The sequence below is a fragment of the Ruminobacter amylophilus genome, from assembly GCF_900115655.1.
Lineage (GTDB): Bacteria > Pseudomonadota > Gammaproteobacteria > Enterobacterales > Succinivibrionaceae > Ruminobacter > Ruminobacter amylophilus.
Genome location: NZ_FOXF01000003.1, coordinates 38,052 through 65,004, shown reverse-complemented (window position 1 = coordinate 65,004; position 26,953 = coordinate 38,052). Strand labels below are relative to the sequence as shown.

18 protein-coding genes, 1 pseudogene and 1 other annotated feature are annotated in these 26,953 nt (G+C 46.1%); of the genes and pseudogenes, 9 read left to right on the top strand and 10 right to left on the bottom strand.

What is annotated here, in order from left to right:
• Positions 1-300: 300 nt before the first annotated feature.
• Positions 301-2,193: a DUF2813 domain-containing protein gene (locus BMY80_RS01390; RefSeq protein ID WP_093140217.1), complete on the bottom strand. Its 1,893-nt coding sequence runs from the start codon at positions 2,191-2,193 to the stop codon at positions 301-303.
• 372 nt (positions 2,194-2,565) lie between these two features.
• Here BMY80_RS01390 and BMY80_RS01385 point away from each other — a divergent pair, with 372 nt between their 5' ends.
• Complete coding sequence (locus tag BMY80_RS01385) at positions 2,566-4,599, top strand: AAA family ATPase (protein ID WP_093140214.1); 2,034 nt, start codon at positions 2,566-2,568, stop codon at positions 4,597-4,599.
• A gap of 208 nt (positions 4,600-4,807) precedes the next feature.
• Complete coding sequence (gene fabA / locus BMY80_RS01380) at positions 4,808-5,344, top strand: 3-hydroxyacyl-[acyl-carrier-protein] dehydratase FabA (RefSeq protein ID WP_051622107.1); 537 nt, start codon at positions 4,808-4,810, stop codon at positions 5,342-5,344.
• A gap of 132 nt (positions 5,345-5,476) precedes the next feature.
• Here fabA and BMY80_RS01375 read toward each other — a convergent pair whose 3' ends face one another.
• Positions 5,477-6,475 (bottom strand): bile acid:sodium symporter family protein, encoded by a 999-nt coding sequence (locus BMY80_RS01375; protein ID WP_245730017.1) that lies wholly within the window; start codon positions 6,473-6,475, stop codon positions 5,477-5,479.
• 62 nt (positions 6,476-6,537) lie between these two features.
• Positions 6,538-7,428, bottom strand: a complete 891-nt coding sequence (locus BMY80_RS01370; RefSeq protein ID WP_093140209.1) for a carbohydrate kinase family protein — start codon at positions 7,426-7,428, stop codon at positions 6,538-6,540.
• A 596-nt stretch (positions 7,429-8,024) separates the two neighbouring features.
• On the opposite strand from BMY80_RS01370, the gene BMY80_RS01365 reads away from it, so the two are divergent.
• Positions 8,025-8,597, top strand: coding sequence for a hypothetical protein (locus tag BMY80_RS01365; protein WP_143066425.1), 573 nt, complete (start codon positions 8,025-8,027; stop codon positions 8,595-8,597).
• Between the two features lie 98 nt (positions 8,598-8,695).
• On the opposite strand, the gene BMY80_RS01360 is transcribed toward BMY80_RS01365, so the two are convergent.
• Positions 8,696-10,054, bottom strand: coding sequence for an MATE family efflux transporter (locus BMY80_RS01360; protein WP_177178463.1), 1,359 nt, complete (start codon positions 10,052-10,054; stop codon positions 8,696-8,698).
• A gap of 356 nt (positions 10,055-10,410) precedes the next feature.
• Positions 10,411-10,511 (top strand) — a sequence feature (Trp leader region).
• Between the two features lie 44 nt (positions 10,512-10,555).
• On the opposite strand from BMY80_RS01360, the gene BMY80_RS01355 reads away from it, so the two are divergent.
• The 6 genes and pseudogenes from BMY80_RS01355 (at position 10,556) to trpA (ending at position 17,326) form a co-directional block, all read left to right on the top strand.
• Positions 10,556-12,106: an anthranilate synthase component 1 gene (locus tag BMY80_RS01355; protein WP_031580006.1), complete on the top strand. Its 1,551-nt coding sequence runs from the start codon at positions 10,556-10,558 to the stop codon at positions 12,104-12,106.
• Positions 12,107-12,109: 3 nt separating this feature from the next.
• A pseudogene (locus BMY80_RS12495) lies at positions 12,110-12,682 on the top strand (aminodeoxychorismate/anthranilate synthase component II); the annotation flags it as partial.
• Positions 12,680-13,720 carry an anthranilate phosphoribosyltransferase gene (gene trpD, locus BMY80_RS12490; protein ID WP_245730019.1) on the top strand — a complete coding sequence of 347 codons (1,041 nt, stop codon included), beginning with the start codon at positions 12,680-12,682 and terminating at the stop codon, positions 13,718-13,720. The pseudogene BMY80_RS12495 and the gene trpD, both read left to right, overlap by 3 nt.
• Positions 13,721-13,722: 2 nt before the next feature.
• Positions 13,723-15,216 carry a bifunctional indole-3-glycerol-phosphate synthase TrpC/phosphoribosylanthranilate isomerase TrpF gene (trpCF, locus tag BMY80_RS01345; RefSeq protein WP_093140198.1) on the top strand — a complete coding sequence of 498 codons (1,494 nt, stop codon included), beginning with the start codon at positions 13,723-13,725 and terminating at the stop codon, positions 15,214-15,216.
• A gap of 92 nt (positions 15,217-15,308) precedes the next feature.
• Positions 15,309-16,511: a tryptophan synthase subunit beta gene (trpB, locus tag BMY80_RS01340; protein ID WP_031580003.1), complete on the top strand. Its 1,203-nt coding sequence runs from the start codon at positions 15,309-15,311 to the stop codon at positions 16,509-16,511.
• The gene (trpA, locus tag BMY80_RS01335) at positions 16,511-17,326 is read left to right on the top strand and encodes a tryptophan synthase subunit alpha (RefSeq protein WP_093140195.1); all 816 of its coding nucleotides are present in this window, start codon (positions 16,511-16,513) and stop codon (positions 17,324-17,326) included. The genes trpB and trpA overlap by 1 nt, the downstream gene beginning before the upstream one ends.
• Before the next feature lie 538 nt (positions 17,327-17,864).
• Here the strand turns inward: trpA and BMY80_RS01330 are convergent.
• The 6 genes from BMY80_RS01330 to BMY80_RS01305 form a co-directional block, all read right to left on the bottom strand.
• Positions 17,865-19,727: an AAA family ATPase gene (locus BMY80_RS01330; RefSeq protein WP_093140193.1), complete on the bottom strand. Its 1,863-nt coding sequence runs from the start codon at positions 19,725-19,727 to the stop codon at positions 17,865-17,867.
• A gap of 570 nt (positions 19,728-20,297) precedes the next feature.
• A complete protein-coding gene (truB, locus tag BMY80_RS01325) occupies positions 20,298-21,314 on the bottom strand; it encodes a tRNA pseudouridine(55) synthase TruB (protein ID WP_093140190.1) in 1,017 nt (338 codons plus the stop codon).
• Positions 21,315-21,326: 12 nt separating this feature from the next.
• On the bottom strand, positions 21,327-21,776 hold the full coding sequence (rbfA, locus tag BMY80_RS01320) for a 30S ribosome-binding factor RbfA (protein ID WP_031579691.1): 450 nt from the start codon (positions 21,774-21,776) through the stop codon (positions 21,327-21,329).
• 81 nt (positions 21,777-21,857) lie between these two features.
• Positions 21,858-24,362, bottom strand: a complete 2,505-nt coding sequence (gene infB, locus BMY80_RS01315) for a translation initiation factor IF-2 (protein ID WP_093140187.1) — start codon at positions 24,360-24,362, stop codon at positions 21,858-21,860.
• Between the two features lie 227 nt (positions 24,363-24,589).
• Positions 24,590-26,119, bottom strand: a complete 1,530-nt coding sequence (gene nusA / locus BMY80_RS01310) for a transcription termination factor NusA (protein WP_031579693.1) — start codon at positions 26,117-26,119, stop codon at positions 24,590-24,592.
• Between the two features lie 87 nt (positions 26,120-26,206).
• Positions 26,207-26,665 (bottom strand): ribosome maturation factor RimP, encoded by a 459-nt coding sequence (locus tag BMY80_RS01305; protein ID WP_031579694.1) that lies wholly within the window; start codon positions 26,663-26,665, stop codon positions 26,207-26,209.
• Positions 26,666-26,953 lie beyond the last annotated feature (288 nt).

Below are 26,953 nucleotides of genomic sequence, written 5' to 3'. Positions count from 1 at the left end.
CTTTGTTTTTATTCCGTGTTTTCGGTATATCAGGATAAAAAATCCTAACACGCATATGATAACAATCATTTTTTATAAAATCATTATAATTGTCATAAAATTTGACATACATATCGTGTTTTAGTGTTTAAAAATGTGAAAATTTTTTAAAAATCACACTTTTTTGTAAACAGACATTACTTTCAGCTTAACTTTTTTTCATAAAAATTATTTTTTCTGAAAGTTTTTTTGAAAAAATAATACAAAGAAAACCGGTCCCCGCCCGGCAGAAAACGTAAAGGATGTGCCGCTCTCGTTCCGTCAGTGACGGTTATTGGCCTCACTCTTCACCTTTACCAGAATTTTCTGAAAAAGATGCGGTATGCTGCGTTTTCCCCTTCTTCTTGCTTCATCCACCACGGCAAGAGCCATTCCCGGTTTGCTTTTTCTTCTGATGGCCATGTCGATAATCTTGTTACGGCTTAAATTATGCGTACTGGAAACCCCGCAGTTCTGTCTGTAGACATCGGCAAACCCGAAATCATACAGAAAATGCTCTATGTCAACAGAAGGAAGCAGTGTCACGCAGTCATCACTGTCTCCGTTTCCTGCGCTTCTCGCATACTTTACGCCGGCCTCGTCACCGTCCGCCAGAAGATGCCAGGAAATTCCCAGCTGATTGGCCAGCTTTATCAGAGGTCCGGCTCCGCACTGTGCGTATTCCACCAGTCTGATACCCTCGGCCTGCAGTCCTATCCCCAGAATTGCGGCAAACTCGTTAAGCAGCCAGATTTCTGTTTCCCCCTCAACGAATATCCATGCCCTGGCGAAAAGACTCATAGGACGGTTTATGCGGATATGAAACGCTATGCGGCGCATTTCATCACTATTGAATTTCTTTTCATCTATGAACCGGCATTCCACGCTGCTTACGGTCTTGCACATTCTTCGGATGTCACTTAATGCCACGGCAGAAAGCAGATCCCCGGAATTTGTGGTGACAATTTTCTGAATGGGCATCAGATCAACAAGATTCCAGATATTCATGAGCACTGTAGGGTGCAGACGGGATTCGATATCTTCAAACACCACTATCGGTCTGGCCTGACTGTCAATCTTCCGGCCTTCAAGATCATCGACGAAGGAAGCCACTATAAGAGACAGAATTATCTTGATGCTGCGTTTTCCGGAATGATTAAGCAGTTTGCTTACCGAACCGAAGGCTTCATTGGACACAGGTCTTAAAACTATATCCTGTATGTCCCTGCCGGTTTTACGCCCCTTGCTTCCCCTTGCCGTCCGTGATAACGGAGGAACGATGGAGAAATAATGCTCAAGAAGCGTATTGATGGCATCCAGATTTTCCGAAAGAAGCGTATCCGCAACATTTTCACCGTCAGACACAATCATGCTTTTAAGAAACTTCGGCAGCTTCTGTCTGATGTGTTCCAGAGCCTTCTGCTGACCAGATTTTCTGCCGAAAACCTGATTTTTTCTGCCGACGTCATCAGCTCCCGCAGTATTGAAAGAAGTCTCAGAAACATCATCTCCGGAATAATCATAATCTTCGGAATCTCCGTTATCAAAGCCGTTCTGATATCCGGTACTTTCGGAACCGTAATCCTGTTCCCTTCGAAACGTATTGTCAGCATCACCGCCAAAATCGAGTCCGTGATTGCCGCGGCGGCGGTCACGAATGCGGAAAAGAGGATTGAGAGCCAGCAGAGACACTACCTGCTTCATCATGCTGACATGCTGATTAAGCAGATCTCCGTTGGCGTCAAGGAAGGAATGATCAGTAAAGACGGAACCGTTACAGTTCATATGACCGTGGAGATAATAGAAGACCCTGCTGTATGAATCACGGCACCTCACCCATGCGGGGTACAGTCTCTGAAGTCTGGAATCCTTAAGCGCGGCCCCGAGGACAACCTCTCTGAACACCAGCACCACGGAAATATCCTTCTCATGCAGATATTTTGTCTGTTTTTCCTCATCATAGCGTTCGAACTGGTAGTCAGATACCTCTTTGCGGAAATCATCCTCCACGAATTCATAGGGAACCTCGCCGTTGCCGAGCACACACCATAAAAGACGTAAAAGAGAGCTTTTACCCCAGGAGTTCTCACCTATGAGCACGGTCTGATTGTTAAAATTTACCGTCAGTCTTGAAATACCGCGATATCCTGTTATTTCAATTCTTTCCAGATACATAATGTCATCCTGTCGTTTAGTATGCTTCGGATCCGGCCGTTACCATGTCATGCTCACGGAAGACCGGGTGCCGGACGATTCTGAGGTACGCAGGCACGAAAAACAGAGGATTCTATACTTATCATTTAAACATTATTTGAGGAGCTCAAAAGGATCTTTTCCTTATTTATGACGCCCCTGTCATACAAAAAACAGCAACAATGTCGATTTGATCGGTATTTTGCGGATTTATAGATACCTGACACTCAATATCTTAAATTTTTATCTGACACAGTCAGAGTAAAACTGTATGATATCCTTAATGAAGTAGAAGAAAATTAAACAGAAGCCTAATGGCGGCATGACCGCCAGATAAAAAAGAGCCGAAAGAATATGGAAGAATTAAAACACCAAGAATTATTACCGGATTTTCAGGAACTGCTCAATGCCGAACATAAAGACGGCGTCACCTTCGCATCATTCCAGAAAAGAGCTCAGAACGCCATTCAGGAACTGGTATACACTTCCAAACCGAATCCAATCATGCTGCTAAATACGGCAGGCTGCAATCCGGAAAAATGCATAAAGGATCTGCTTTTAGGATGTGAACATCCGCCGAGAGAACTGCACGACATCATCTATGCCGAGAATCTCAACAATGAACTGGCACCTACCTGGCTTCATATCAAGACAGGAACTGCAGATGAGTTCAACAAGCAGATTATCGAACTTCTCAACAAGATCAACCACAAGATCAACGCTGAAGATGATTTTCTGCAGATTATGAAAAAACAGCCGGGCAACACCAAGCTGGAAACCTATCTGTCGGATCTTTCAATATTCATGGCCAAGGGCGGCGAATTCACCTACCCTGTACTGATGAATCTCATGGTGTGTCACGAGGAAGGAAAGGCTCCCGTCATCTACGCCCGAGATCTTACCTGGAAAAAGCTGTTCGGCGGCGTAAACTATCTTACCGAAAACGGCACCACCTATTCTCACCACCACCTGCTTGAAGCCGGTCTGCTCAGAAAGGCTGACGGCGGTTTTCTGATTATTCCGGCAGAAGAACTCATTCACAATCCTATGCTGTGGTTCAAACTGAAGAGTTCTCTGGACTCTGGTCTGCTGGACTGGGAAAATCCGGTGGAAATAACCACCAACATAGTTCCGTTCTTCAACCCTGAACCGACACCTATAAACGTAAAGGTTATTATCGCCGGTTCCTATTTTGAAATTGCAGAGCTGCACAACCTTGATCCGTTATGCGACCGTTCGTTCTACCTGAGAACCGACATATCATCGTATTTTTCCATCAGGGAACACGGGAAGGACTATCTTTCATACATCCGTTCACTGGTCTCATACAACGGCTACCTGCCGGTAAATGACGAAGCCGCCCTGCGTCTTCTGAAATTCAGCTGCCGCCAGGCGGAAAGCCAGAAGGATTTCGTACTTGATGAAAACACTCTGATCAACATCATCTGTGAAGCGTCGGGGCTGGCCGCGAGAAAGGAATCAGCCGAGATAACCCGGGAAATAATCGAAGAAACACTGGAACACAGAATTTTCCGCAGCAATCAGTCTGAAGAAAGTTCTTCCGACTTTGTCAGAGACAAACAGATGCTGCTGCAGACTCAGGGAGAGGTTATCGGCCAGATTAACGGTCTTTCAGTCATCAGCACCTATGCCGAGGATTTTGAATACGGTGAACCTACGCGTATTACAGCCACCATTCATTCCGGAGGCGAAGGTGACATTTCCGACATCGAACACAAGGCGGATCTGGCAGGACAGATTCATACCAAGGCCATGATGATTATCAACGGATATCTCACCAACACCTTCGGCCGCGACGAATCCATTCCGGTCAGTGCAAATCTGGTGTTTGAACAGTCCTACAACGAAATTGACGGCGACAGTGCGTCGCTTACCGGTCTGTGCGCGATTCTTTCCGCCATGTCCCGCAAACCTATTAAACAGAATCTGTCACTTACAGGTTCTCTTGACCAGCTGGGCAACGTACAGCCTGTTGGAGGTCTGAACGAAAAGATTGAAGGATTCTACCGCATCTGCAAGATTCAGGGCATAACGGGGACCCAGGGCGTAATTATCCCTGAAAGCAACCGACAGTCTCTTGTTCTGAACGACGAGATTGTGAATGCCGTAAAAAACGGCAGTTTCCATATCTATCCCGTAAAAACGGTTGATGAGGCCGTTGAACTTCTTACGGGCATAAAGGCAGGTCTCATCGAAGGACGCAGAAAAGCCGACAATGACCAGCAGAACTCATCTTCCGGCGAAGCAGAGACTGGAAATCAGGAAACTACCCTCTACAACATCATAAGAGAGTATCTGGACAGCCTCGGAGAGCAGGAAACCAGAGTAAGAAAACAGGGATTCTTTGCAAGAATCTTCGGCAAATAGTCATCACGGGGAACCGTAAAGGTTCCCCTTTCCTATTGAAAGGACCGGTGCCGGCAGTAAAAATTTTCAGGAAACATACAGTAGATTACATTATTTTTTTAAATTTACATGCTTACACTGTAAATATGTATTCAAATAGGATAAAATACCCCTCAGTGCAATACGATTCCCGCATATACAGGGATAAAAATTAATAAGGAATTAGATTTTGGAAGACACTTCAAATAAGCTGTCTCTGTGTGACAGAGGCGTAAATTCTTTCTCAAAGGAAGACCTTCTCGCATGCAGCCGTGGTGAGTTATTCGGACCGGGTAACAGCCAGTTACCTGCGCCAAACATGCTGATGATTGATCGTATCATCAAGATCAGTGACACAGGCGGTGAATTTGACAAAGGTGTAATTGTTGCTGAACTGGACATCAATCCTGATCTCTGGTTCTTCCAGTGCCACTTCCCGGGAGATCCTGTAATGCCCGGATGTCTCGGCCTTGACGCCATGTGGCAGCTTGTAGGCTTTTTCCTCGGATGGAAAGGCGGTCCTGGCAAGGGAAGAGCTCTCGGTGTAGGCGAAGTTAAGTTCACCGGTCAGGTTCTCCCTACTGCAAAGAAGGTTACCTATACCATCAATCTCAAGCGCGTAATCATGCGCAAGCTGATTATGGGCATCGGTGACGGCGTGGTTTCCGTTGACGGAACCCCAATCTATCATGCTACAGATCTTAAGGTTGGTCTTTTCACCAACTAATCTAATCAGGTTCTGTCGAGCTATAATCAGAATCCCCGCAAAAGCGGGGATTCTTTGTTTTTATCTGTTCATCATTCTGACAGCATGAAATCCGGGACCTTTCCACAGAACTGATGTTCAGAAAAAGACAGGTTAACCGTTATACTGAATCCTGCCTGGCTTTTCGTCTTTTTCCGAAAAACGGGCCATTATGCCTGCAACCACAGCCCCTGATATATTGTGCCATGCACTGAATATGGCACCTGGAACGGTTGCAAGTGCAAGACCTGAAAAACAGGTACCTGCAAGAGTGGTCGCCATACCGGAATTCTGCATTCCGACCTCAATGGCAATGGCATTGCGTTCCGCCCTGCCGATACGAAACATTCTGCAGATGAGAAAACCCATGGCATACCCGATGATATTATGCAGTACCACCACCGCTACAATGGTCAGTCCGTTTTCAAACAGCTTTGCACTGTTGGCATCAATTACCACTCCGACAATCATGCAGATGGCCAGGCAGGAAACGAGAGGCAGATAATTCACTATCCTTCTGGTAAAACCGCTGAAAAAGTAATTGAAAAGACAGCCGGCAAAGACAGGAATAATCACTATCTTCACGATATCAAGAAACATTTTGACGGCATCAACATTAATTACCGCATGTTCGGCCGAGCTGGTGTACAGAGCTATATAAAGAGCTGTCAGAAGAGGAGTGACAAACGGAGCAAGAAGAGTCGATACGGCAGTCATTCCCACTGAAAGAGCAACATTGCCTTTTGCCATAAAGGTCATTACGTTTGAGGCAGTACCGCCGGGACAGCACCCGACAAGAATAACACCTACCGCAAGTTCAGGAGGCAGTCTGAAAAGCATGCACAGAAGGAAACCGGCAAGAGGCATGATGAGAAACTGAGCCATTTCACCGAAAATCACGTTCTTCGGATGATAGACCAGTACCCGGAAATCGCTGAATTTCATGGTCATTCCCATACCGCACATAACCACAATCAGCAGATTCGTAATATTTATCCAGCCGTTGAAGAATTCGGGATTGCCGACCCAGGAAGTAAAACTGTTATCGACAAAATATGCAAATATGGTTACCAGAACCACAATCAGAGACAGATACCTGCTAACGTATTTCACTGTTTTCTCCAATATAAACCTAACGTGTTTTTGCTCTTGCATTTACGCTGACACAGACAATGTTAATGAATGTTTTTTTCGATTTCATCAGGTGTCACGAAACCGTCGGCGGCTCCGTGGCTTCTGATTTTCAGAGAGGCGAACATCTGAGCTCTTCTTAACGCCTCAACGGGAGTAAGGCCGCTGAGATGATAGTGAAGATAAGCTGAAAAGAGCGCGTCTCCGGCTCCGACGGTATTTTTTACGTTATCCACGTGACAGGCTGGCTGTTCAACGATAACGTTCTGGTGCGGCATATACAGCATGGCACCTTTCGCCCCCATTCCCAGAACAATGACCTGATTATGGTAGCGATCACCTAAAGCTCTGAGAAAATCCTTCTTATCCCAGGATATTCCTTCATCACTCAGAAACAGTATATCCGCATAACGCATGAAATCCCTGTTATAGTCATCGTCCGGATTTGACAGGACGTGAACATCGGTAGCTATGAGTTTATTCCTTTTTTTGGCCATATCCAGCAGCGGACGGCTGAAATTGATGTTGCAGGCGACAACCGCATCAGCATCATCCAGCATATTACCGGAAAAGTCATAAGCGGTTTCCTGAATATCCTTGAGGTCGCAGTATATCTGTCTTCTGCCGGATTCATCATAAAGTACGACGGAAGCCGGCGTATCTTTGAGTTTCCGTACCACGTGACCTGTTTCAATACCCAGCCGTTTCAGCTCGGCGTAAAACATGTCGGCAACCAAATCATTTCCGACAAGTGACGCCAGGCTGACGTCATTTCCCAGAACCGTCATGGCTTTGGCTATGTTGAAAGCCACTCCGGAAAGAGAACTGTTTACACCGAAGAAATCATAATCTATCGGATAGTACTCAACCGGAAATCCGCGGATACGTGCGGTGGTTTCGTAATTCAGCAGACCGGATACCAGAACTTTGCTCATATATTCCTCAACTTACATGACTTCTGTTTTTCCGCCTCTCACTTTTAAAAGAGACGACAGTTCCAAAAAATCATGACAACAATCGTTATTTATCCGTAATGATGAAATGGACTTAATCCATCACTGCAGCATCATTTTATCACCTATGCAGTTTTACTTTACAGTGATTAATCCTCGTTTTTCTCATGTTCTCATGACCAAAGGCTTAAGGCCGTTACGGAATTTTTCGGTGATCTTACGTGAAAACAATCCGCACGCATTATCATTTTTATTTACACATGCAACATTTTCACGTTGCAACATAACATTAACAAGAATATAATCAGCATATAAGTAACATATGTTGGTATTTTATTAACATAATATCGGTTTTGTTATATCATATATAACAGTATTAAACAGTCAATGGCACTACAAAAACTGAAGAATTTTCCGAAAACTCCGGAAAAACGGTATTTATACGGAAATAACTTCACAAAGATTATTTAAAAAAGAGAAAATAAAAAATGACATATCAAAAAGAAAAAACAAAAGCATACGCTACCTCTCAAATTGAACGTAATATCACATTAAGTCTTGAAAAACCGCAGATAATAATGACAAGAAGTTTCTCACATATAAGAAAGGTTCTTTATTTCGTTGCCACTCAGATGCCGCTTCCGACCTTAAAAATAGAAGATTCCATAAAGCAGTCAATGCAGAAATTCATCAATGATACCTGGATGGAAGTTGAAAATTACTATTCTGAGATTGAAAATGAGTACGCCGACAAATATAAGGAAAAACAGCTGCCGTCTGACAGTTATCTTTGCGTAAAATCATCTTCAGAAAAAGAGTTCAAACTGATGGTAAACTGTCCTGCAGTATCCAGGTTCATCAATTTAATTGTGCGCTACGACATACTGCTCAAGAAAATTGACTATTACTGGCTGACAGGACATCTGGATGACGTTGCCAGATTACAGATCTCAAAACTTCTGGACAACAAACTCGGAAAGCTCATCAGCAACATAAGCATCGTTAGCAAGGCTCTGATTACAAAGCAGTTTAATGCACTGGGCTTTGGCGGAACCGCCGATCTCCGGAATGAAGAAATCGCCATGGAGACTAAAGACAGCGAAGCTGAAAACGACGATGAAATTTCTCCTGAAGATCAGTCTGCTGCATAATCTCATACTAACCTGCAGCTTCTTATAACTGCAGAATTTCTGAATTATCCCCGGACAGATGTCCGAGGATTTTTTGCATCGAATAAGTCTGGCTGTTCCTATCCATGCTGTTTCACTGTGAGCGGAATCAGATGCCTGTTTTTGAATCTTATATAGGCTATGATAATAGCCAGAGTGGTAAAGAACCAGCTTACCGGATAACAGGTCATCAGTACCGCAAAATCAGGACTGCGTGAAAAGACGGTATAAACCCATATGATGCGGATACCGCATATTCCCGCCAGAGCCATCATGGCCGGAGTAAGAGACCTGCCGTACCCTCTCATGGCTCCGGACATCACTTCAAGAAGAACATTTATGCCTTCAGGAAGCAGAATAAACATGAGACGGAGTCTGCCAATCTCAATAACATCAGGATCATCAGTAAAAAGAAGCAGGAACGTACGGGCGAAATACAGAAGGAATCCCGAGAGAAGAAGGGTAAGAATCATGTTCTGCCACAAACAGACCCTGGTAATCTCAAAACATCTTTTTATATTGCCGACGGCGTAATTCTGTCCTATAAAGGTTGTCGCGGCCTGTCCGAAAGAGTTCAGCAGGAAATACACCAGAATTTCTATATTGAAGGCAGCTGCCGATGCGGCCATCACATCTGCCCCCAGACTGTTTATCGCAGACTGAATGCAGGTGTTGGACAGCGAAAACACCATTCCCTGAAGAGATGCAGGCAGTCCTATCTTAAGGATCCTGTTCATGATGGCTCTGTCAGGTGTAAACTGTCTCAGACTGAAACTGAAGGTCTCGTCCTTTCTCAGGAAAAAAATAAGCATCAGCGCACTCACCGCACTGGCAGCTACAGTCGCAATGGCAACCCCCTCCACCTTCATGTTGAGGCATGTTATGAAAAATATATTGAGCACCACGTTAATGATGCCTGCAATGGTAAGACACAAAAGAGGAGTTCTGGTGTCACCGTGACTTGCAAAAACCGCAGCCCCGCAGTTGTATACGGCAGTCAGAGGCAGCCCCGCCATGATGATTTTAAAGTACAGTGAAGCCTGATCCATCAGTTCAGAAGGCACATTGAGAAGCCCCATGATGTACGAAGAACACAGAATGGCGACGGCTGAAATAAAAATACTCAGAACTAGCACCACGGCATAGCCGGTGTGAACGGTTCTGCTGATTTTTTCCCTGTCATTCAATCCTATGAATCCGGCACTAACGACATTGATACCCAGGGCTATGCCGATAAAGAGATTCACCATCAGGGCTACAACGGGCGTATTGCAGCCTACGGCCGCCATGGCATGCTTGCCCACATAATGTCCGACAATGGCAACGTCAGTCGCATTGAATATCTGCTGAATAACTCCGGTTATCGCCAGAGGTATCGCAAAAATAAATATCTTGTCCCATAATGAACCGCTGAGCATGTTCATGTTAGTTTTAGCCATAGCCGTCCCAGCCTTTTCGCCTATATGTATTCTAATGAAATTATAACTGTAACGGCGTAAAAATATAAGTACCGCGGACTCACCGAAGTACATGTTTTTCAGAAAACGGCATCCGTCGGATTAACGGCCCGGAACAGCAGGCAGACAAATGCATGTTTTTTAAGCAAAATGCCTATAAAACAGCCATTTTCAGGCACTTGAAGATAAAACACTGTCGACTGATATGAATACACAATGATCTGTATCAAATTATTTTAAAATTCTCTTGATATCGTTTTTTAAAGTTTGTAGAATTACCGCAGTTGATAAATCTTTTTCAGGATTAAAAAATGTTTTTCTCAAAGTTATTTAATGCATTCTCTTGGTGGCACACTCGATAAGACGCGGGTGGAATTGCACATGCTTAAATAACATAGCAAGATTCTTGAAAGGCCCGCAGAACTGCGGGCCTTTCTTTTAGGTTTTAGTTTAAAGATACAGTAACAAAAGGAACGTTAGATTATGACGATTGATTTGATAAAAGAAGAAAGCGGTCATATCAGTGATCCGCTGGCACTCTTCTACGAATTGACCAATGGCTCCAGAAACAACATTCTGCTGGAATCCATGGAAATTCATACCAAGGCCGGTACCCAGTCTCTTCTCGGCGTGAATTCTGCATTAAGAATCAGCTGCCGCGGTCTGCAGGTAACAGTACAGATTTTAAACGGCAACGGCCGTGCAGCTGCAGAACTCTTAAAGAAGGCTCTGCCTGCTGAAGTCAGACTTGAGGAAAAGGCTGACTCTCTGGTTATTACCTACCCTGAAGTTGACAGAAGCCTTGATGAAGACTCACGTCTTAAATCACTCACCGTCATTGACACTCTCAGACAGATTCTCAGACTTTCTCCTGAAATCAGTGATCCTAACGACTTCCTTCTGGCAGGTATTTTCGGATACGATCTCATCGCTTCCGTGGAAAAGCTTCCTGAAGTAAGCGAAGGCGTAAACACCTGTCCTGACTACTGCTTCTATCTCCTTGATACCGTGGTTTCCATTAACCATCTCAAGCACAACTCCGTAATTCACGGCGTTATCTTCAGCAGTGACGAAGCTGAAAACATAAAAGAAAGAGTGTACTCAATCAAAAAGAAGCTTGACGCCTATCAGGAACCTGAACGTCCCGCAGAAATCTCCATCAAGGGCAGCAGAGTTGAAACCGACATCAGCGACGAGGATTTCTGTCATATTGTTGAACAGCTTAAAAAGAATATCTTCAGGGGCGATATATTCCAGGTTGTTCCGTCAAGAAGCTTCATGCTTCCATGCCCGTCTCCAATCAACGCCTACCACAAGCTCAAGCACACCAATCCTTCCCCTTACATGTTCTACATGCAGGACGAAGACTTCATCATTTTCGGCGCCTCACCTGAAAGCTCAGTAAAATACACCAGCTCCAACCGTCAGGTTGAAATGTACCCTATAGCAGGTACCCGCGGCCGTGCCCGTAAAAAGGACGGTACCATTGACCTCGACAAGGACAGCCGTCTTGAACTTGAATTACGTCAGGACAAGAAGGAAAACGCAGAACATCTGATGCTGGTGGATCTGGCAAGAAACGATATCGCCAGAATCAGTGAACCAGGCACCAGATACGTAAAGGATCTTCTGAATGTTGACCGTTACAGTCACGTAATGCATCTCGTATCCCGTGTAATCGGCACACTCAGACAGGAACTTGACGCTCTTCATGCATATCAGGCATGCATGAACATGGGAACTCTCACCGGAGCTCCAAAGATTAAGGCATCAGAACTTATCCGTCAGACCGAAAAGACCAGACGCGGCAGCTACGGCGGCGCCATCGGTTTCTTAAGCGGTGACGGCAGTATGGATACCTGTATTGTTATCCGCTCTGCATTCGTGAAGGACGGCAAGGCCTTCGTACAGGCAGGCTGCGGTGTCGTTTACGACTCTCAGCCTATGGCCGAAGCAGACGAAACAAGAAAGAAGGCGGCAGCCGTTCTCAACGCCATTGCCCTTTCACACGGTACCAACTTACAGGAGCTCTGATAAATGAAGCAGATATTTTTACTGGACAACTTTGACTCTTTCACCTATAACCTGGTCGACCAGTTCCGCAGCATCGGTTACGCCGTAAGCGTATACCGCAACTCAATCAGCGCTGACACCATCATCGAAAAGATGTCAGCATGTGAAGGCACCCCTATCCTGGTTCTTTCTCCGGGACCGGGCAATCCTTCCGAAGCCGGCTGCATGCTTGAACTTATCGGTAAGGCCAAGGGAAGATTTCCTATCATCGGCATCTGTCTCGGTCATCAGGCAATCTGTCAGTACTACGGCGGTACCGTAGGACCTGCAGGCGAAATCGTTCACGGCAAGACCTCCTACATCACTCACAGCGGTGAAGACATGTTCAAGAAGCTGCCTAACCCTATGCCTGTAGCACGTTATCACTCACTTGTGGCCACTTCCGTACCTAAATCTCTCGAAGTTATTGCCGACTACAACGGCATGGTAATGGCAGTATTTGATCGTCACAACAACGTTCTCGGTTTCCAGTTCCATCCGGAATCAGTAATGACCGCCGACGGTCCGCAGCTTCTCATTCAGAGTCTTGAATACATGGAAGTAAACCAGACCGTATGCGAAAAGAATCCTATCGAAAAGCTCTACAACAAGAAGGATCTCACCAAGGAAGAAGCATACTCTCTGTTTACCGACATCTTCACCGGCAAGACGGATCCGGTTATGCTCGGTTCAATTCTTACCGCTCTCAAGCTTAAGGGTGAAACCATTAATGAAATCGCCGGTGCGGCCGCAGCCATGATCGGTGCAGCCACTCCGTTCGAACTCAATCGTGATTTTGAAGTCGGTGAAATCGTAGGTACCGGCGGTGACGGTCAGCACACCATCAACATTTCCACCATGAGTGCCATTCTGTCAGCTTCTTTAGGTCTTCACATTGCCAAGCACGGCAACCGCGGTGTTTCATCAAAGACCGGGGCTTCAGACCTGCTCGACGCTTTAGGCGTAAATATCAGAATGTCTCCTGCAACAGCCTTCAGAACACTTAAGGAACACAACTTCACTTTCTGTTTTGCTCCTGTATACCACGTGGGAATGAAATACGCCGCTCCTATCCGCAAGACACTGGGAACCCGTACCATATTCAACATTCTCGGACCTTTAACCAACCCTGCTCACGCTGAATATCAGGTTATCGGTGTATACTGCCGCGACCTGGTGGAAATCATGGCCCAGGTTCTTAAGGCCAACGGCGTAAAGAGAGCCATTGTGGCTTACGGTTCAGGTCTCGATGAATTTGCCGTTCATGACGAAACCTACTACGCCGAACTTAAGGAAAACGGCTCCATCGAATACGCTACCGTAACCCCTGAAGCACTCGGTCTTGAAAGATACTCAATTACCGAAATCCGCGGCGGTGAACCTGAAGAAAACAGAGACATCACCCTGCAGATTCTGAGCGGTAACGGTACTCCGGCTCAGAATGCGGCCGTAGCCATCAACACCGCCGCCCTGCTTTACCTCGGCAGAAAGGCTGCTTCCCTCAAAGAAGGCGTGACAATGGCTCTGAATGCACTCAAGAGCGGTCAGGCAATAAGAACCCTGAACGAAGTTATCGCCTCAACTAAGGAAGATTAAGAATGGCAGAACCAAGAACCCAAGGACAGGCTCTGTGCGCGGAGCTTAAGGCAAATCCGCGCATCAATGCAGCATCAATAGACGGAAACGTTCTGTCCACGATTCTCAACGCCAAGGTTTCATGGCTTGAACGCAAGCAGCAGGAACTGCCGCTGGAGAGCTTTGCAGGTTCCCTGAAGAAATCTGAAAGAAGCTTCTATGACGCTCTTACCCGTAACAGAACCGTATTTATTCTGGAATGCAAAAAAGCCTCTCCGTCAAAGGGGCTTATCAGACCTGAATTCAATCCGGTGGAAATAGCCTCCGTATACCGCAGATATGCCAGCGCCATTTCCGTACTGGCTGATGAACCGTTTTTCCAGGGTAAGTACGAATACATTGCCGAAGTAAGCAGAGCCGTGGACATTCCGGTACTGTGCAAGGATTTTATTTACGATCCGTATCAGGTGTATCTTGCAAGACACAACAATGCCGATGCGATTCTGCTGATGCTGTCCGTGCTTACCGATGAAGCCTATACAGAGCTTCGCGATCTTGCACACAGCCTCGGTATGGGAGTTCTGACCGAAGCATCCCATGAGGATGAGATTGAAAGAGCCATCAGGCTCAATGCCAGAATTGTCGGCATCAACAACCGCAATCTGAGAACACTTACCGTGGACCTCAATCAGGTAAGAAAGCTGTCTGCACTGGTTCCGGATGACCGCGTCATCATCAGTGAATCCGGCATCTACACTCATGACGAGGTTCTTAATCTCCGTCATTATGCGAACGGCTTCCTCGTAGGCAGCAGTCTGACCTCCGAACCTGACATAGATAAGGCGTGCAGACGTCTCATATACGGTGAAAATAAAATCTGCGGTATCACCAGAATCGAGGATGCCGTAAGCTCCCATAAAGCGGGAATTTACTACAACGGTTTGATTTTTGCGGAAAAATCACCACGATATATAACACCTGAGAAGGCTAAAAGTCTTATAATTGCAGCCGTCAATGCCGGATGCAATCAGGAATTCGTGGGAGTTTTTGTAAATACCCCTGCGGAAAAGGCTGCTGAAACAGCAGCTTTAACCGGCATCAGCGTAATTCAGCTTCACGGCAGTGAGGACGGAGCCTACATCAGTGAGCTTGCCGCCATTCTCAGCGAAAAGAAACTGAACGTGAAAATATGGAAGGCCGTACCGGTAAAGAACAATGTATATCCTGCCGAACTGGTAAATGAGTACCTGGAAAACTCCGGCATAGACCGTGTTCTGCTGGATACCGGAAACGCTTCCGGATTCGGAGGTACGGGACAGACCTTCGACTGGTCCCTGGTGACCGGAGACAGAAGCAGAATTATCGTGGCGGGAGGTCTCAATCCTGAAAATGCCGCAGCGGCAAGGGATATGAGTGAAACCGTGGGTCTCGATTTAAACAGCGGTCTGGAAGACGCTCCGGGAATAAAGAATCCGGAAAAGATAGCAGCCGCGCTTAAAGCCGTAACCAGCTATTAAGACGGGACCAGAAGAATAGAAACGTGGCACGCTTCCGCATTCATGAAAAAGCGTGCCGAAAAAAATTGTTAAATAAAGGAAATTAAAAAGAAATGTCTACAGAAACTCTTTTAAATCCGTTTTTCGGTGAATATGGCGGTATGTACGTACCCCAGATCCTTGTACCGGCTCTTTTACAGCTTGAAAAAGCATTCGTACAGTACAAGGACGATCCAACTTTCAAGGCTGAGCTGAGTGACCTGCTCTACAACTATGCAGGCCGTCCTACTCCGTTGACTCTCTGCAGAAACATCACCAAGGGCACCAAGACCAAGATCTACTTAAAGCGTGAAGATCTGATGCACGGCGGTGCTCACAAGACCAACCAGGTACTCGGTCAGGCTCTTCTTGCCAAGAGAATGGGCAAGACCCGCATCATCGCCGAAACCGGTGCCGGTCAGCACGGTGTGGCAACTTCCATCGTATGCGCCCTTTTCGGTCTTAAGTGCCGCATTTACATGGGTGCTGTTGACGTTAAGCGTCAGGAACCAAACGTATTCAGAATGAGACTTATGGGTGCTGAAGTTGTACCTGTAACCACAGGTATTGCCACTCTGAAGGAAGCCTGCACCGAAGCACTCCGCGACTGGTCAGGTTCTTTCGAAAACACCCACTACATGCTCGGTACCGCCGCAGGTCCGCATCCTTTCCCTTCAATCGTTAAGTACTTCCAGAAGATTATCGGTGAAGAAGCAAAGCAGCAGTTCAAGGAATTTGAAAACAACAAGCTCCCTGACATCGTAGTGGCTGCCGTAGGCGGCGGTTCAAACGCAATCGGCGTATTCACCGACTTCGTTAAGGAAGAAGGCGTACGTCTCGTTGGCGTGGAACCTGCAGGCTACGGTATCGAAACCGGCAAGCACGGTGCTCCGTTAGGTCACGGTGCAAAGGGTATCTTCTTCGGCGCACGTTCATACAACATGCAGGACAAGTACGGTCAGATTCACGAATCTCACTCCATCTCTGCAGGTCTGGACTTCCCTTCAGTAGGTCCTGAACACGCCTACCTCAAGGATATCGGCCGTGCCGAATACAACTCAGTTACCGATGAAGAAGCTCTCAACGCCTTCAAGGAATTATCACTTCACGAAGGTATTATTCCGGCACTTGAATCTTCTCACGCACTGGCATGGGCTCTTAAGGAAGCCAGAGCAAATCCGGAAAAGGAACAGACCATTCTGGTTAACCTGTCCGGTCGCGGTGATAAGGATATCTTTACTGTAGCTAACATTCTTAAGGAACGTGGAGAATTTTAATGAGTCGTTATGAAAAATTATTTGCCCGCTTAGAGGCTAAGAACGAAGGTGCTTTCGTTCCTTTTATGACTATCGGTGACCCGACAGTTGAAGATTCATTCAAGGTATTAAGCGCCCTGATTGACGGCGGTGCCGATGCTCTTGAACTCGGTATTCCTTTCTCTGATCCGGGTGCTGACGGTCCTACCATTCAGCAGTCAGACCGCAGAGCCCTGAACAGCGGTGCCAATACCGTTAACTGTTTTGAAGTAATCAAGAAGGTCAGAGCCAAGTACCCTGATACCCCTATCGGTCTTCTGATGTACGTGAATCTGGTATTCGCTCCCGGCATTGATACCTTCTTCAAGCTCTGTGCCGAAAGCGGTGTTGATTCAGTCCTGATTCCTGACGTTCCTCTTCAGATGATTGAAATGGAACCTGTATGGCAGGATGAGGCCAAGAAGAACGGTGTTGATCTTGTTATGCTGGCTCCGCCTAACGCTGATGACGAAACTCTCAGCAAGATTGCAAAGAACTGCCACGGCTACATCTACCTGCTGAGCAGAGCAGGTGTTACCGGGGTGGAAAAGGAAGCAGGCAAGCCTATTTCCCATATCGTTAAATTCCTGAAGGAAAACGGTGCTCCTCCTGCACTCCTCGGCTTCGGTATCAGCAAGCCTGAACATGTTAAGCAGGCTATTGCCGACGGTGCTGACGGTGCAATCAGCGGCAGTGCTCTGGTTAAGATTGTTTCAGAACATCTGGGCGACATCGACGCCACCTACGAAGCCCTGAAGAAATTCGTTTCAGAAATGAAGGCTGCAACCAAGCGCTAATTAGGCGCATCTTAAAAACCGCGGACGTTAATTACGGTCCGCGGTAAGTCTAAACTCCGGTGCGACATCTGACGCACCGGAGTATTTTAAGGAAAAAATCATGAACAGCACGAATATGGGAACTGCCGAAAGTCAGTTCCCCGGGGGAGCTTTTGTCACTCCGCCAAAGCATATTAACAGACTTAACAGGAATACACGAATTTTATGTCACACCCTGACATGATTTTTCACTATCATGCCTGAAGCCTCGTTTTTTCCAGACTTTCGCTTTTTTTTCCGACATCCGGTAAATTTATAATTTACCGTCAGAGATTCAAAGCTGTTATCAATAATGCCTTTTATTATTTAGTCCGTAATATCCCGACAGGAATTAAGTACAGAATTCTTTTCATCACCGCTTTTCCGAACAACGGTAATTTCAATACGTATTTCAGGCAATCAAAATAAATCATTGAACACTCTGTTAAACATCTAACATCACTACCATACTGATTCATAGGATAAAAAAAGGAATTAGGAAGATATGTTATGCCGCAATTTATTCCGTTCGTATCTTGACCTTTTTTCCTGAAAAGGCAATCCCGAATTTTATGTTGTCAGCTATACCTTCAGTTCTTATTTCGGCATCATAACCTTTTACGTTTATCTGATTAAGAGCCTCTGCGGATAACGCATCCAGATTCTCTTCATTCAGTTCTTTATTCCATTTCAGTTCCATTAGTATAGCGGGATACTTATTATCTCTCGGAATCATGCAGATATCATATCGTCCGTCACCGGATTCCCTGTTGGATCTGATCCTGTATTGATTATCCATCAATGCGATTAAACCAAGAACCAGGCCATGATAAAACCCTTCAGCACCTGCATCATAGAAACTGATGCTGTTCTTCATATACTCTTCGATTCCGTCCTGAAGTTTCTTTGTGTCCCGTGCATAGAGGCTTTCTGCAATCTTGTTGGCCGTAGCTCTCCTCATCGCACCAATCTGCATAAGATGTGAAAGAATTTCACTTTTATATACTGCAGCAGTCTCTCTGTTTGGAATGGCAACCTCACACAGCCAGGCTCCATCTCCCTGAAGAACCTTCTTCACGGTTTTCAGATAGCCGGCAACCAAAAGCAGGCTGTAGATGTTAGCAGGATCATCTGCTAAAGATCTGTACACGACGTTCTGATCGATTCTAGCAATAACAGGTTCGCCACGAAGAAGTGAATACAGTTTTTCAGAGATATCATCCGTTGCCGCATCCAAAACATCTTCCAGAACTTCATTTTTTCCGGTGTTCACCCAATATGCCTGTGGCAGACATCCCTTGGAAAGATAATTGATTACTGACCATGGGTTATATATTTCCTTACTTCCGAAAAAATAGCCGTCATACCAATTCCTAAGCTCATCAGCTTTGTCAGAGGCTCCGTAGTAAGAAAGCATTTCTCCAACTTCCTGTTTAGTGAACCCGAAATAACCGTCGTACTCCTCATCCATGACCGAACTGACAGCCAGATTGTTCAGACCACTGAATATACTCTCCTGCGCTATTCTTAAGATACCGGTAAGGAAACCATATGACAGGTTACTGTTATCTTTGAATGCACCGGAAAAAAAATTCCTCATAAATCCCACAATCTCATCATAAAACTCTTTCGAATATCCTTCCTGAATCGGAGTATCGTACTCGTCAATAATGATGATTGGAGCCTTGTTGTAATGAACGGTAAGCATTTTTGACAGTTTTTGAAGAGATGAGGAAAGTTCTACTTCATCAGCCTCACCATTCAGAACCTTCTCAAAATATTCCTTCTCATATTTAGCAAGCCTGTCACTGTTTCCAAGTTCGGAGTGTCTCCCGAATTCTTCCTGAAGCAATCCAGAGATCTTTGCAAACGTTGCTTGCCAAGAATCATATTTAACGTCTTTAAATGTCAGAAAAATTACGGGATATTTTCCCTGATGGCACCTGTACTCCTCGCCACACTGCCAAATGGCTTTGTCAGCAAAATACCGGCCCGTATCCTCATCCGATATTTCAAAAAAGACTCTCAGCATATCCATGTTCAGAGTCTTTCCGAATCTTCTTGGTCTCGTAAACAACGATACAAGAGCTTTGCGATCCAGAAAATCCCTGATTAAAAGAGTTTTGTCCACATAATAGTATTCAGACTGCGCCCGGATATAATCAGAAATCCCGACCGGAAGCGGTTTTCTGCCGTTCGCCCCACCAGACTTAACGTATCTCCCGGTAACTATGCGACTGTCAGCGGGGCGCTCTGCTCCGTCAGGTATCTGCCACTGTCTTCCGAGTTTAACAGCCCCCGGAATCTTTCCTTCCTCGCAGAATTCCCTTACTCTGCGTTCTGATATACTCCATACTGCAGACATTTCCTTACAGGATTTCATATAGGCATTCTCCAATTGCATCGGTCATTTACCACAGCATAAACATTATTCGGAAGGATGTCAAATTATTATCGATATCCTTCCGAACATCATTCCGAAAGATATCGTCACCACCTCATGAATTCTGCTCTCCTAAAAAAACAGCCTTTCCTGCAATCTTTACCATATTTTCCCGCACTCCGGCAAAAGAATTCCCTTCTTTCCGAGGCATGTGAGCACTTCCATAAACGGAGGCGTCAATACGGAACGAGCATGAAGCGTGAATTGGCCCTTACAGGATTCTCGGAAATTTTAAGCAGCCACCTGCTGACACAGTAGACATGCTTTTCAGATGAAGGAACAGTGACTGCTTCCTGCCGACAGACAAATTCTTTCAGTAGTGCGGCTTAACGAGCTATCCTATTGCATCAGGACACGATTTCGCAGCAGATGTTCTCTGCAATGTAAAGCTCTATCCGATTTTCTTTTCAAATCTTTTTCGAGCGTTCTACAGCATCACACGCATAAAAAACTCCGGATATCCTGCGGGTATCCGGAGTTTGACATTATTCCTGAAACTGCGTTTCAGGGCTATTCGAAGATTTCCTCGGAAACAAGCTCTGCCACGTCATCAAGTTTTGCCGTGGATATAAGTCTCTTCGGAGCCAAATGGTCATACCTGATTTCACCGACACCGATGAATCTGCGGTCACTTCCGTCATTCAGACCGACATAGATTCTTATAGGCTGAAGATCGGAAGTCAGCATGTTAACCGGAGTAACCTTGATGCGCTTGCCCATCATGATGTCCCTGCCCTGAATCTCATCCAGTTCAATCTCAGGAAGAGCCGATACTGCGGTATCAACCGGAAGAAGCAGATTATCAAGTGTAGAAAAAGCGGTTAACCCCTTGCTGTGTGCCTCATCAACGATGGCATTCAGGTCCTCGAAGGAAACCATTCTGTCAACCGGATAAGTACTCACCCTGGTTCTGTTCAGACGGATTACATGAGCACCGCAGCCGAGAACCTCACCCAGATCATCAATCAGGGTTCTGATATAGGTTCCCTTGGAGCAGCTCACTTTCATGCGGATATCAAAGATATCGCCTTCCGCCACTTCAAAATCATCCTCAAGATCAAAGCTGTAGATGGTAATGGTACGGGCTTCTCTCGGAATATCAATTCCCTTGCGGGCATATTCGTAATAAGGGCGTCCCTGGTACTTTAAGGCAGAGTAGATACTTGGAACCTGCTCGATGGTACCGGTAAGACCGGCCATGGCCTTAAGCAGTTCAGCCTTTGAAAAATGCACCGGAGAAGAGCTCACCAGTTCACCTTCGGCATCACTGGTGGTGGTTCTCTGACCGAATCTGGCCGTTACCTCATACTCCTTGTCGGAATCCAGCAGGAACTGGGCGAATTTGGTTGCTTCCCCCAGACAAATCGGCAGCATGCCTGTTGCCAGCGGATCCAGAGCCCCGGTATGACCGGCCTTCTGAGCATGGAAAATCCCTCTGATTCTGATCATGGCATCGTTTGAAGTGATTCCCTGTGGCTTGTTTAACAGCAGTATACCGCTGATATCACGCTTACTTCGTCGTGGCATTTTGTTTTTTCTTTAATCCTCTTCTTCAAGATTCTGTTCATTTTCCGCGGCTTCTGCGGCATTTTCTTCAGCTTCAGTGCCGAATTCCCTGCTTAAAGCCTTGTCATGAGCGATGGTTGAGGTAATCAGACTTGAAAGTCTCATACCGGTATCCAGTGATTTATCGTAATAAAAAGAAATATCAGGAACAATTCTGAGCTTCATCAGATGACCGATCTGACCTCTGAAAAAGCCTTTGGCTCTGTTGAGAACCTTTATTGCTTCCTTAACTTCAGCTTCATCATTATTAAAATTCAGGAAGGTAACGTAAACCTTGGCGTAAGACAGGTCACCTGAAACCCTTACGTCACTTACAGTTGCCATCTTGACACGCGGATCCTTGAATTCACGCTGCAGCAGAACCGCGATTTCTCTCTTCATCTGCTGTGCGACGCGATCCGCACGACTAAATTCTTTTGCCATTAAGACGTATTTTCTCCTCAAAAATACTCATGCATACGTTCGGCAACGGGAGGAGCATTCCCTCCCGTTTAATACCGAACGTTAGTCAAGAGTACGTTTAACTTCAATGTTTTCAAACACTTCGATCTGGTCGCCTTCGCGAACGTCATTGTAGTTCTTCACGCCGATACCGCATTCGAAACCGTTGGTAACTTCGCTCACGTCATCCTTGAAGCGACGGAGGGAATCAAGTTCACCTTCGAAGATTACCACGTTGTCACGAAGCACGCGGATAGGAGCAGAACGCTTGATGAGACCTTCAGTTACCATACAGCCTGCAATCTGACCGAACTTAGGATGCTTGAACACCTGACGTACTTCAGCCATACCGATGATCTGCTGCTTGATTTCTGAACCGAGAAGACCGCTCATTGCCTGCTTAACTTCGTCAATCAGGTCGTAAATAACGCTGTAGTAGCGAACGTCAATGCTGTTGGATTCAATTACCTTTCTGGCTGCATTGTCAGGACGGACGTTGAAGCCCAGAATGATTGCTGAGGATGCTGCGGCCAGGGTCGCATCGGTTTCGGTAATACCGCCGACGGCACCGTAGATGATGTTAACCTTAACTTCATCGGTGGACAGCTTGATGAGGGAATCACTGATTGCTTCAACGGAACCCTGAACGTCAGCCTTGAGCACAATGCTGAGTTCTGAAGCGGTACCTTCCTTGAACATGTTGTCAAGTTTGGCCTTGCGCTGACGGGCAATCTTAATTTCCCTGAACTTACCCTGACGGTAGTTGGCAACTTCACGGGCCTTCTTTTCATCTCTTACCACGGTAGCTTCATCACCTGCTACAGGTACACCGCTTAAACCGAGGATTTCCACTGGAATTGACGGACCTGCGGATTCAACGTTTCTGCCGAGTTCGTCCTTCATTGCACGAACCTTACCGTATTCAAGACCGCAGAGAACGATATCACCTACGTGGAGGGTACCCTGCTTGATGAGTACGGAAGCGACCGGACCGCGGCCCTTGTCGAGACGTGATTCGATAACCACGCCTGATGCCATGCCTTCGTATACGGCCTTGAGTTCAAGAACTTCAGCCTGAAGAATAATGGCGTCAAGAAGTTCATCGATACCCTGACCGGTCTTGGCTGATACGCGTACGAACTGGGTGTCACCGCCCATTTCTTCAGACACGATGCCGTGACGGAGGAGTTCGTTGATTACGCGGGTAGGATCGGCAGCCGGCTTATCAATCTTGTTGATGGCTACAACGATAGGCACGTTACCTGCCTTGGCGTGCTGAATAGCTTCGATGGTCTGAGGCATTACGCCGTCATCGGCTGCTACAACCAGAACCACGATATCGGTAGCTGCGGCACCGCGGGCACGCATTGCGGTAAATGCGGCATGACCCGGAGTATCCAGGAAGGTGATGGTATCACCCTTGTTGGTCTGTACATGGTATGCACCGATATGCTGGGTAATACCGCCGGCTTCACCTGAAGCAACCTTGGTCTTGCGGATATAGTCGAGCAGAGAGGTCTTACCGTGGTCTACGTGACCCATGATGGTAACAACAGGAGCTCTAGGTTCGGCATTGTTGGTTACGTCACGATCGTTGAGAAGTTCTTCTTCAAGTTCGTTTTCCTTGCGTACCACAACCTTGTGCCCCATTTCTTCAGCAACAAGTGTAGCGGCTTCCTGATCGATAACCTGGTTAATGGTTACCATTTCACCGAGCTTCATGAACACCTTGATTACTTCAGAAGCCTTTACGGCCATCTTCTGAGCCAGTTCGGCAACGGTGATGGTTTCACCGATAACGATGTCTCTGGTAACCGGAGCAACAGGCTTGTTGAAGGCGTGCATCTGCTGGTTGAGCTTTGCTGAACCCTTGAACTTCTTCTGGTGCTTGGCGTTCTTCTTGCTGGACATTTTGTCGTCATGTTCATCTTCAGAACGTGCATTCTTGCCTGAACGCATCTTGGTGCCGGCGGACTTGCGACGGTTTCTGTTTTCCTCTTCGCGGTCCTGTTCTTCTTCAGCTTCCTTTACGTAGCGTGAAGTTGAATCGTCATCAATTGAATCTTCCATTGCCTGACGTGCGGCATCTTCTTCGTCCCAGCGCTTCTGATTTTCTTCAACTTCTCTGGCTGCGGCTTCAGCTGCACGGCGTGATTCTTCTTCAATCTTGCGGAGAGCTTCCTGTTCCTGGGCTCTGCGGAGTTCCAGAGATTCGGCTTCCTTCTTTCTGCGGGCTTCCTTTTCAGCTGAATTGTCTGCAGTCTTCTTCTTGTTTTCAGCTTCAGCCTTTCTGCGGGCTTCCTCTTCCTTCTTCTTCGCTTCGGCCTCTTCCTTTCTGCGGGCCTCTTCCTGCTTCTTTCTGGCGTCAGCTTCAGCCTTTGCGCGGGCTTCTTCTTCCTTTCTTCTGGCTTCGGCTTCTTCTCTTAACAACATTTCGTTGGCAGACGGAGCAGAACGCTTAACAACAATTTCAGAAGAACTGCCGGTCTTTGAACTGCTCTTCCCGCTTGGCTTGCGACTTAAACGGGTTAACTTCTTACCTTCTTCTTTATTTTTCTCTTCTGTCATATTTATTCACTTAAAACTATATGGTTAACAACTGATCTCACTGAAAACATTAAGGACTCTCATGCTGTCTTTCCTTTCCGACCTGACCGGTTATCCCCGCATACCTGCCGGTTTAAACTGTCTGATAAATTTAAAACATCTTTACCTGTCAGATACTGTCAACCGGTATTGAAAATCCTATGATTTCATTCAGACGGAAAAACAGGTCTCCCGTCCGACCAGCACTATTACTTCTGTTCCAGTTCGTCCAGATTCCAGGCAATGTTACGAGCCTTGATAATCAGACTGCCTGCCTTTTCCTTATCAAATCCAGGAATGTCCAGAAGGTCATCCGTAGCACATTCGGCAAGATCGTCAAGGGTGGCGATTTCCTTGGCGGCGAGAGCGCGAACGGTTGCGTTGTCAACGCCGTCAAGATTGATTAAAGCTGCATCAACCTGCTTGCCTGACGGAGTGGATACGTTCTTGAGGGCGTCTCTTGCCACCTTCTGAAGTTCTGCAACGAGTTCATCATCGAGACCGTCAACATCCTGCATGATTACCTTAGGATCAGAGAATGCAACCAGTTCAATGGTATCAAAACGGGCATCGATAAGAGCCTGAGCGAAGTCAGAGTCGATGTTGAGAATATCACCGAAACTGCTTACCAGACGGTTCTTTTCAGCATGCTGCTTGTTTTCCAGCTCATCAGCGGTCATAACATTGATGCGCCAGCCGTCACCGATAAGAGCAGAAGCGAGTCTTACGTTCTGGCCGTTTGAACCGATGGCCTTGGCATACTTTCTTTCATCGTTGTCAACACCGATCTGAACAAGCTTCTTGTCCTTGTCGATGATTGCCTGCTTGACTTCAGCAGGTTCCATGGCGTTGATTACGTATTTTGAAATATCGTCATCGTAAATGATGATGTCGATGTTTTCCTGGCAGAGTTCATTGGAAACATTCTTGATTCTTGAACCCTTCATGCCGATACATGCGCCCTTAGGATCAATGCGGCGATCCTTGGCTCTGATTGAAACCTTGGCTCTGTAGCCCGGGTCACGTACAACATTTACGATTTCCAGCTGGCCTTCACCGATTTCAGGAACTTCGGTAGTAAGGAGTTCTCTGAGGAAATCATTGCTGGTACGGCTCACTTCAAGCTGAGGTCCCTTGCCGTCGGCCTTGATTGGAAGCAGGATGCCTCTTACGCGGTCACCGACACGGAATGAATCGCGAGGAAGCATGTTCTGACGACGCAGTGAGGCGATGGCGCCGTTGCCGAGGTCAAGAGCGATGTCGTTGCGTGAAATGTGCTTAACCAGACCGATTACCAGCTTGCCCACGCTGTCGATGAATTCATCGATAACCTGCTGACGTTCAGCTTCACGGATCTTCTGCTGAAGAACCTGCTTTACGGTAGTGGCAGTGATACGATCGTCAAGAATGTTGGCGGCCTTTGACAGATCATCATCGATCTTGTCGCATACGTAATCGCCTGCAACTGCATTTTCATCATCAAGTCTGGCTGCTTCAAGAGTGATTTCGCGGGTTGGGTTTTCAAGCTGACCGTCGGTATCAACAATGAGGTAGCGTCTTAAAACGGTGTAGTCACCTGACTTGCGGTCAATCTCAACCTTGATGTCCGGATCAAGATTTTCAAACTTCTTCTTGATTGCAATGGCTAAAGCACCTTCAAGAGCGTTAAAAACCTTATCACGATCAATCTGCTTTTCGTTTGAAACAGTATCAACTATTGCTAAAATCTCTTTTGACATTTCACTATTTCCTAAAAATTAATAATATTTCTAAAATCTTATGATTCAGGACTTCCTGCCCTGAACCTCAAAAACCTGTCCGGCCGATCAGATTACGGGAATCAGCTGTGCCTTGGAAACGTTAGGATAGGCAATTTCATAAACGTCATTGTCAACCTTGAGGAACAGAATATCCCCTTCAGTCTTTTCAAGAAGACCTCTGAAACGGCGTCTGTTGGCAACAGGCATGCTGACTTCAACGGTCATTTCCTTGCCGACATAGGCGCATACCTGTTCAAAGGTAAACAGATAACGGTCAAGACCTGGTGAAGAAACTTCAAGGAAGTACGGATGATTGAAGATATCTTCAACGTCCATGATACCGTTGAGTTCCAGAGACACTTCCGTGCAGTCATCAATGGTTACACCGCCGTCCTTCTTGTCGATAAAAATCTGCAGAGTGGTACGCTTCGGATTATTGATAAGCTTAACACCCCAGAGTTCAATGCCTTTTTCCTCAAGTACCGGAGCAACAAGCTCTGCCACTCTCTGTTCTATTGTTGCCAATGAAAAAACTCCTATCTGTAATTCAGTTCCGCCTGATAATTTTCATAAAATGTGAACCACTCGCAATTATGAATAACCGGTCAGAACATTCTCATTTTTAAATTATCAATTATACATATTTTAAATAACAAAATTTTATTTAAAATATGTATAAAAACATAAGTATTAAATATTTTTACTTTTATAAATATATAAAAAAAGCTCCGGACTCTTTTGACCGGAGCTTTCTCGATCATAAACTGTCAGTGAGTGAACATCCGACGTTCACCTCGGGAAACTCATCCGAAT

Excerpts from the sequence above, each read along its gene's own strand:
- BMY80_RS01390 (WP_093140217.1), bottom strand. The coding sequence starts at position 2,193 with ATGTATCTGGAAAGAATTGAAATAACAGGATATCGCGGTATTTCAAGA.
- BMY80_RS01385 (WP_093140214.1), top strand. The coding sequence starts at position 2,566 with ATGGAAGAATTAAAACACCAAGAATTATTACCGGATTTTCAGGAACTG.
- BMY80_RS01370 (WP_093140209.1), bottom strand. The coding sequence starts at position 7,428 with ATGAGCAAAGTTCTGGTATCCGGTCTGCTGAATTACGAAACCACCGCA.
- BMY80_RS01365 (WP_143066425.1), top strand. The coding sequence starts at position 8,025 with ATGACAAGAAGTTTCTCACATATAAGAAAGGTTCTTTATTTCGTTGCC.
- BMY80_RS01360 (WP_177178463.1), bottom strand. The coding sequence starts at position 10,054 with ATGGCTAAAACTAACATGAACATGCTCAGCGGTTCATTATGGGACAAG.
- BMY80_RS01355 (WP_031580006.1), top strand. The coding sequence starts at position 10,556 with ATGACGATTGATTTGATAAAAGAAGAAAGCGGTCATATCAGTGATCCG.
- trpD (WP_245730019.1), top strand. The coding sequence starts at position 12,680 with ATGGAAGTAAACCAGACCGTATGCGAAAAGAATCCTATCGAAAAGCTC.
- trpCF (WP_093140198.1), top strand. The coding sequence starts at position 13,723 with ATGGCAGAACCAAGAACCCAAGGACAGGCTCTGTGCGCGGAGCTTAAG.
- trpB (WP_031580003.1), top strand. The coding sequence starts at position 15,309 with ATGTCTACAGAAACTCTTTTAAATCCGTTTTTCGGTGAATATGGCGGT.
- trpA (WP_093140195.1), top strand. The coding sequence starts at position 16,511 with ATGAGTCGTTATGAAAAATTATTTGCCCGCTTAGAGGCTAAGAACGAA.
- BMY80_RS01330 (WP_093140193.1), bottom strand. The coding sequence starts at position 19,727 with ATGAAATCCTGTAAGGAAATGTCTGCAGTATGGAGTATATCAGAACGC.
- truB (WP_093140190.1), bottom strand. The coding sequence starts at position 21,314 with ATGCCACGACGAAGTAAGCGTGATATCAGCGGTATACTGCTGTTAAAC.
- rbfA (WP_031579691.1), bottom strand. The coding sequence starts at position 21,776 with ATGGCAAAAGAATTTAGTCGTGCGGATCGCGTCGCACAGCAGATGAAG.
- infB (WP_093140187.1), bottom strand. The coding sequence starts at position 24,362 with ATGACAGAAGAGAAAAATAAAGAAGAAGGTAAGAAGTTAACCCGTTTA.
- nusA (WP_031579693.1), bottom strand. The coding sequence starts at position 26,119 with ATGTCAAAAGAGATTTTAGCAATAGTTGATACTGTTTCAAACGAAAAG.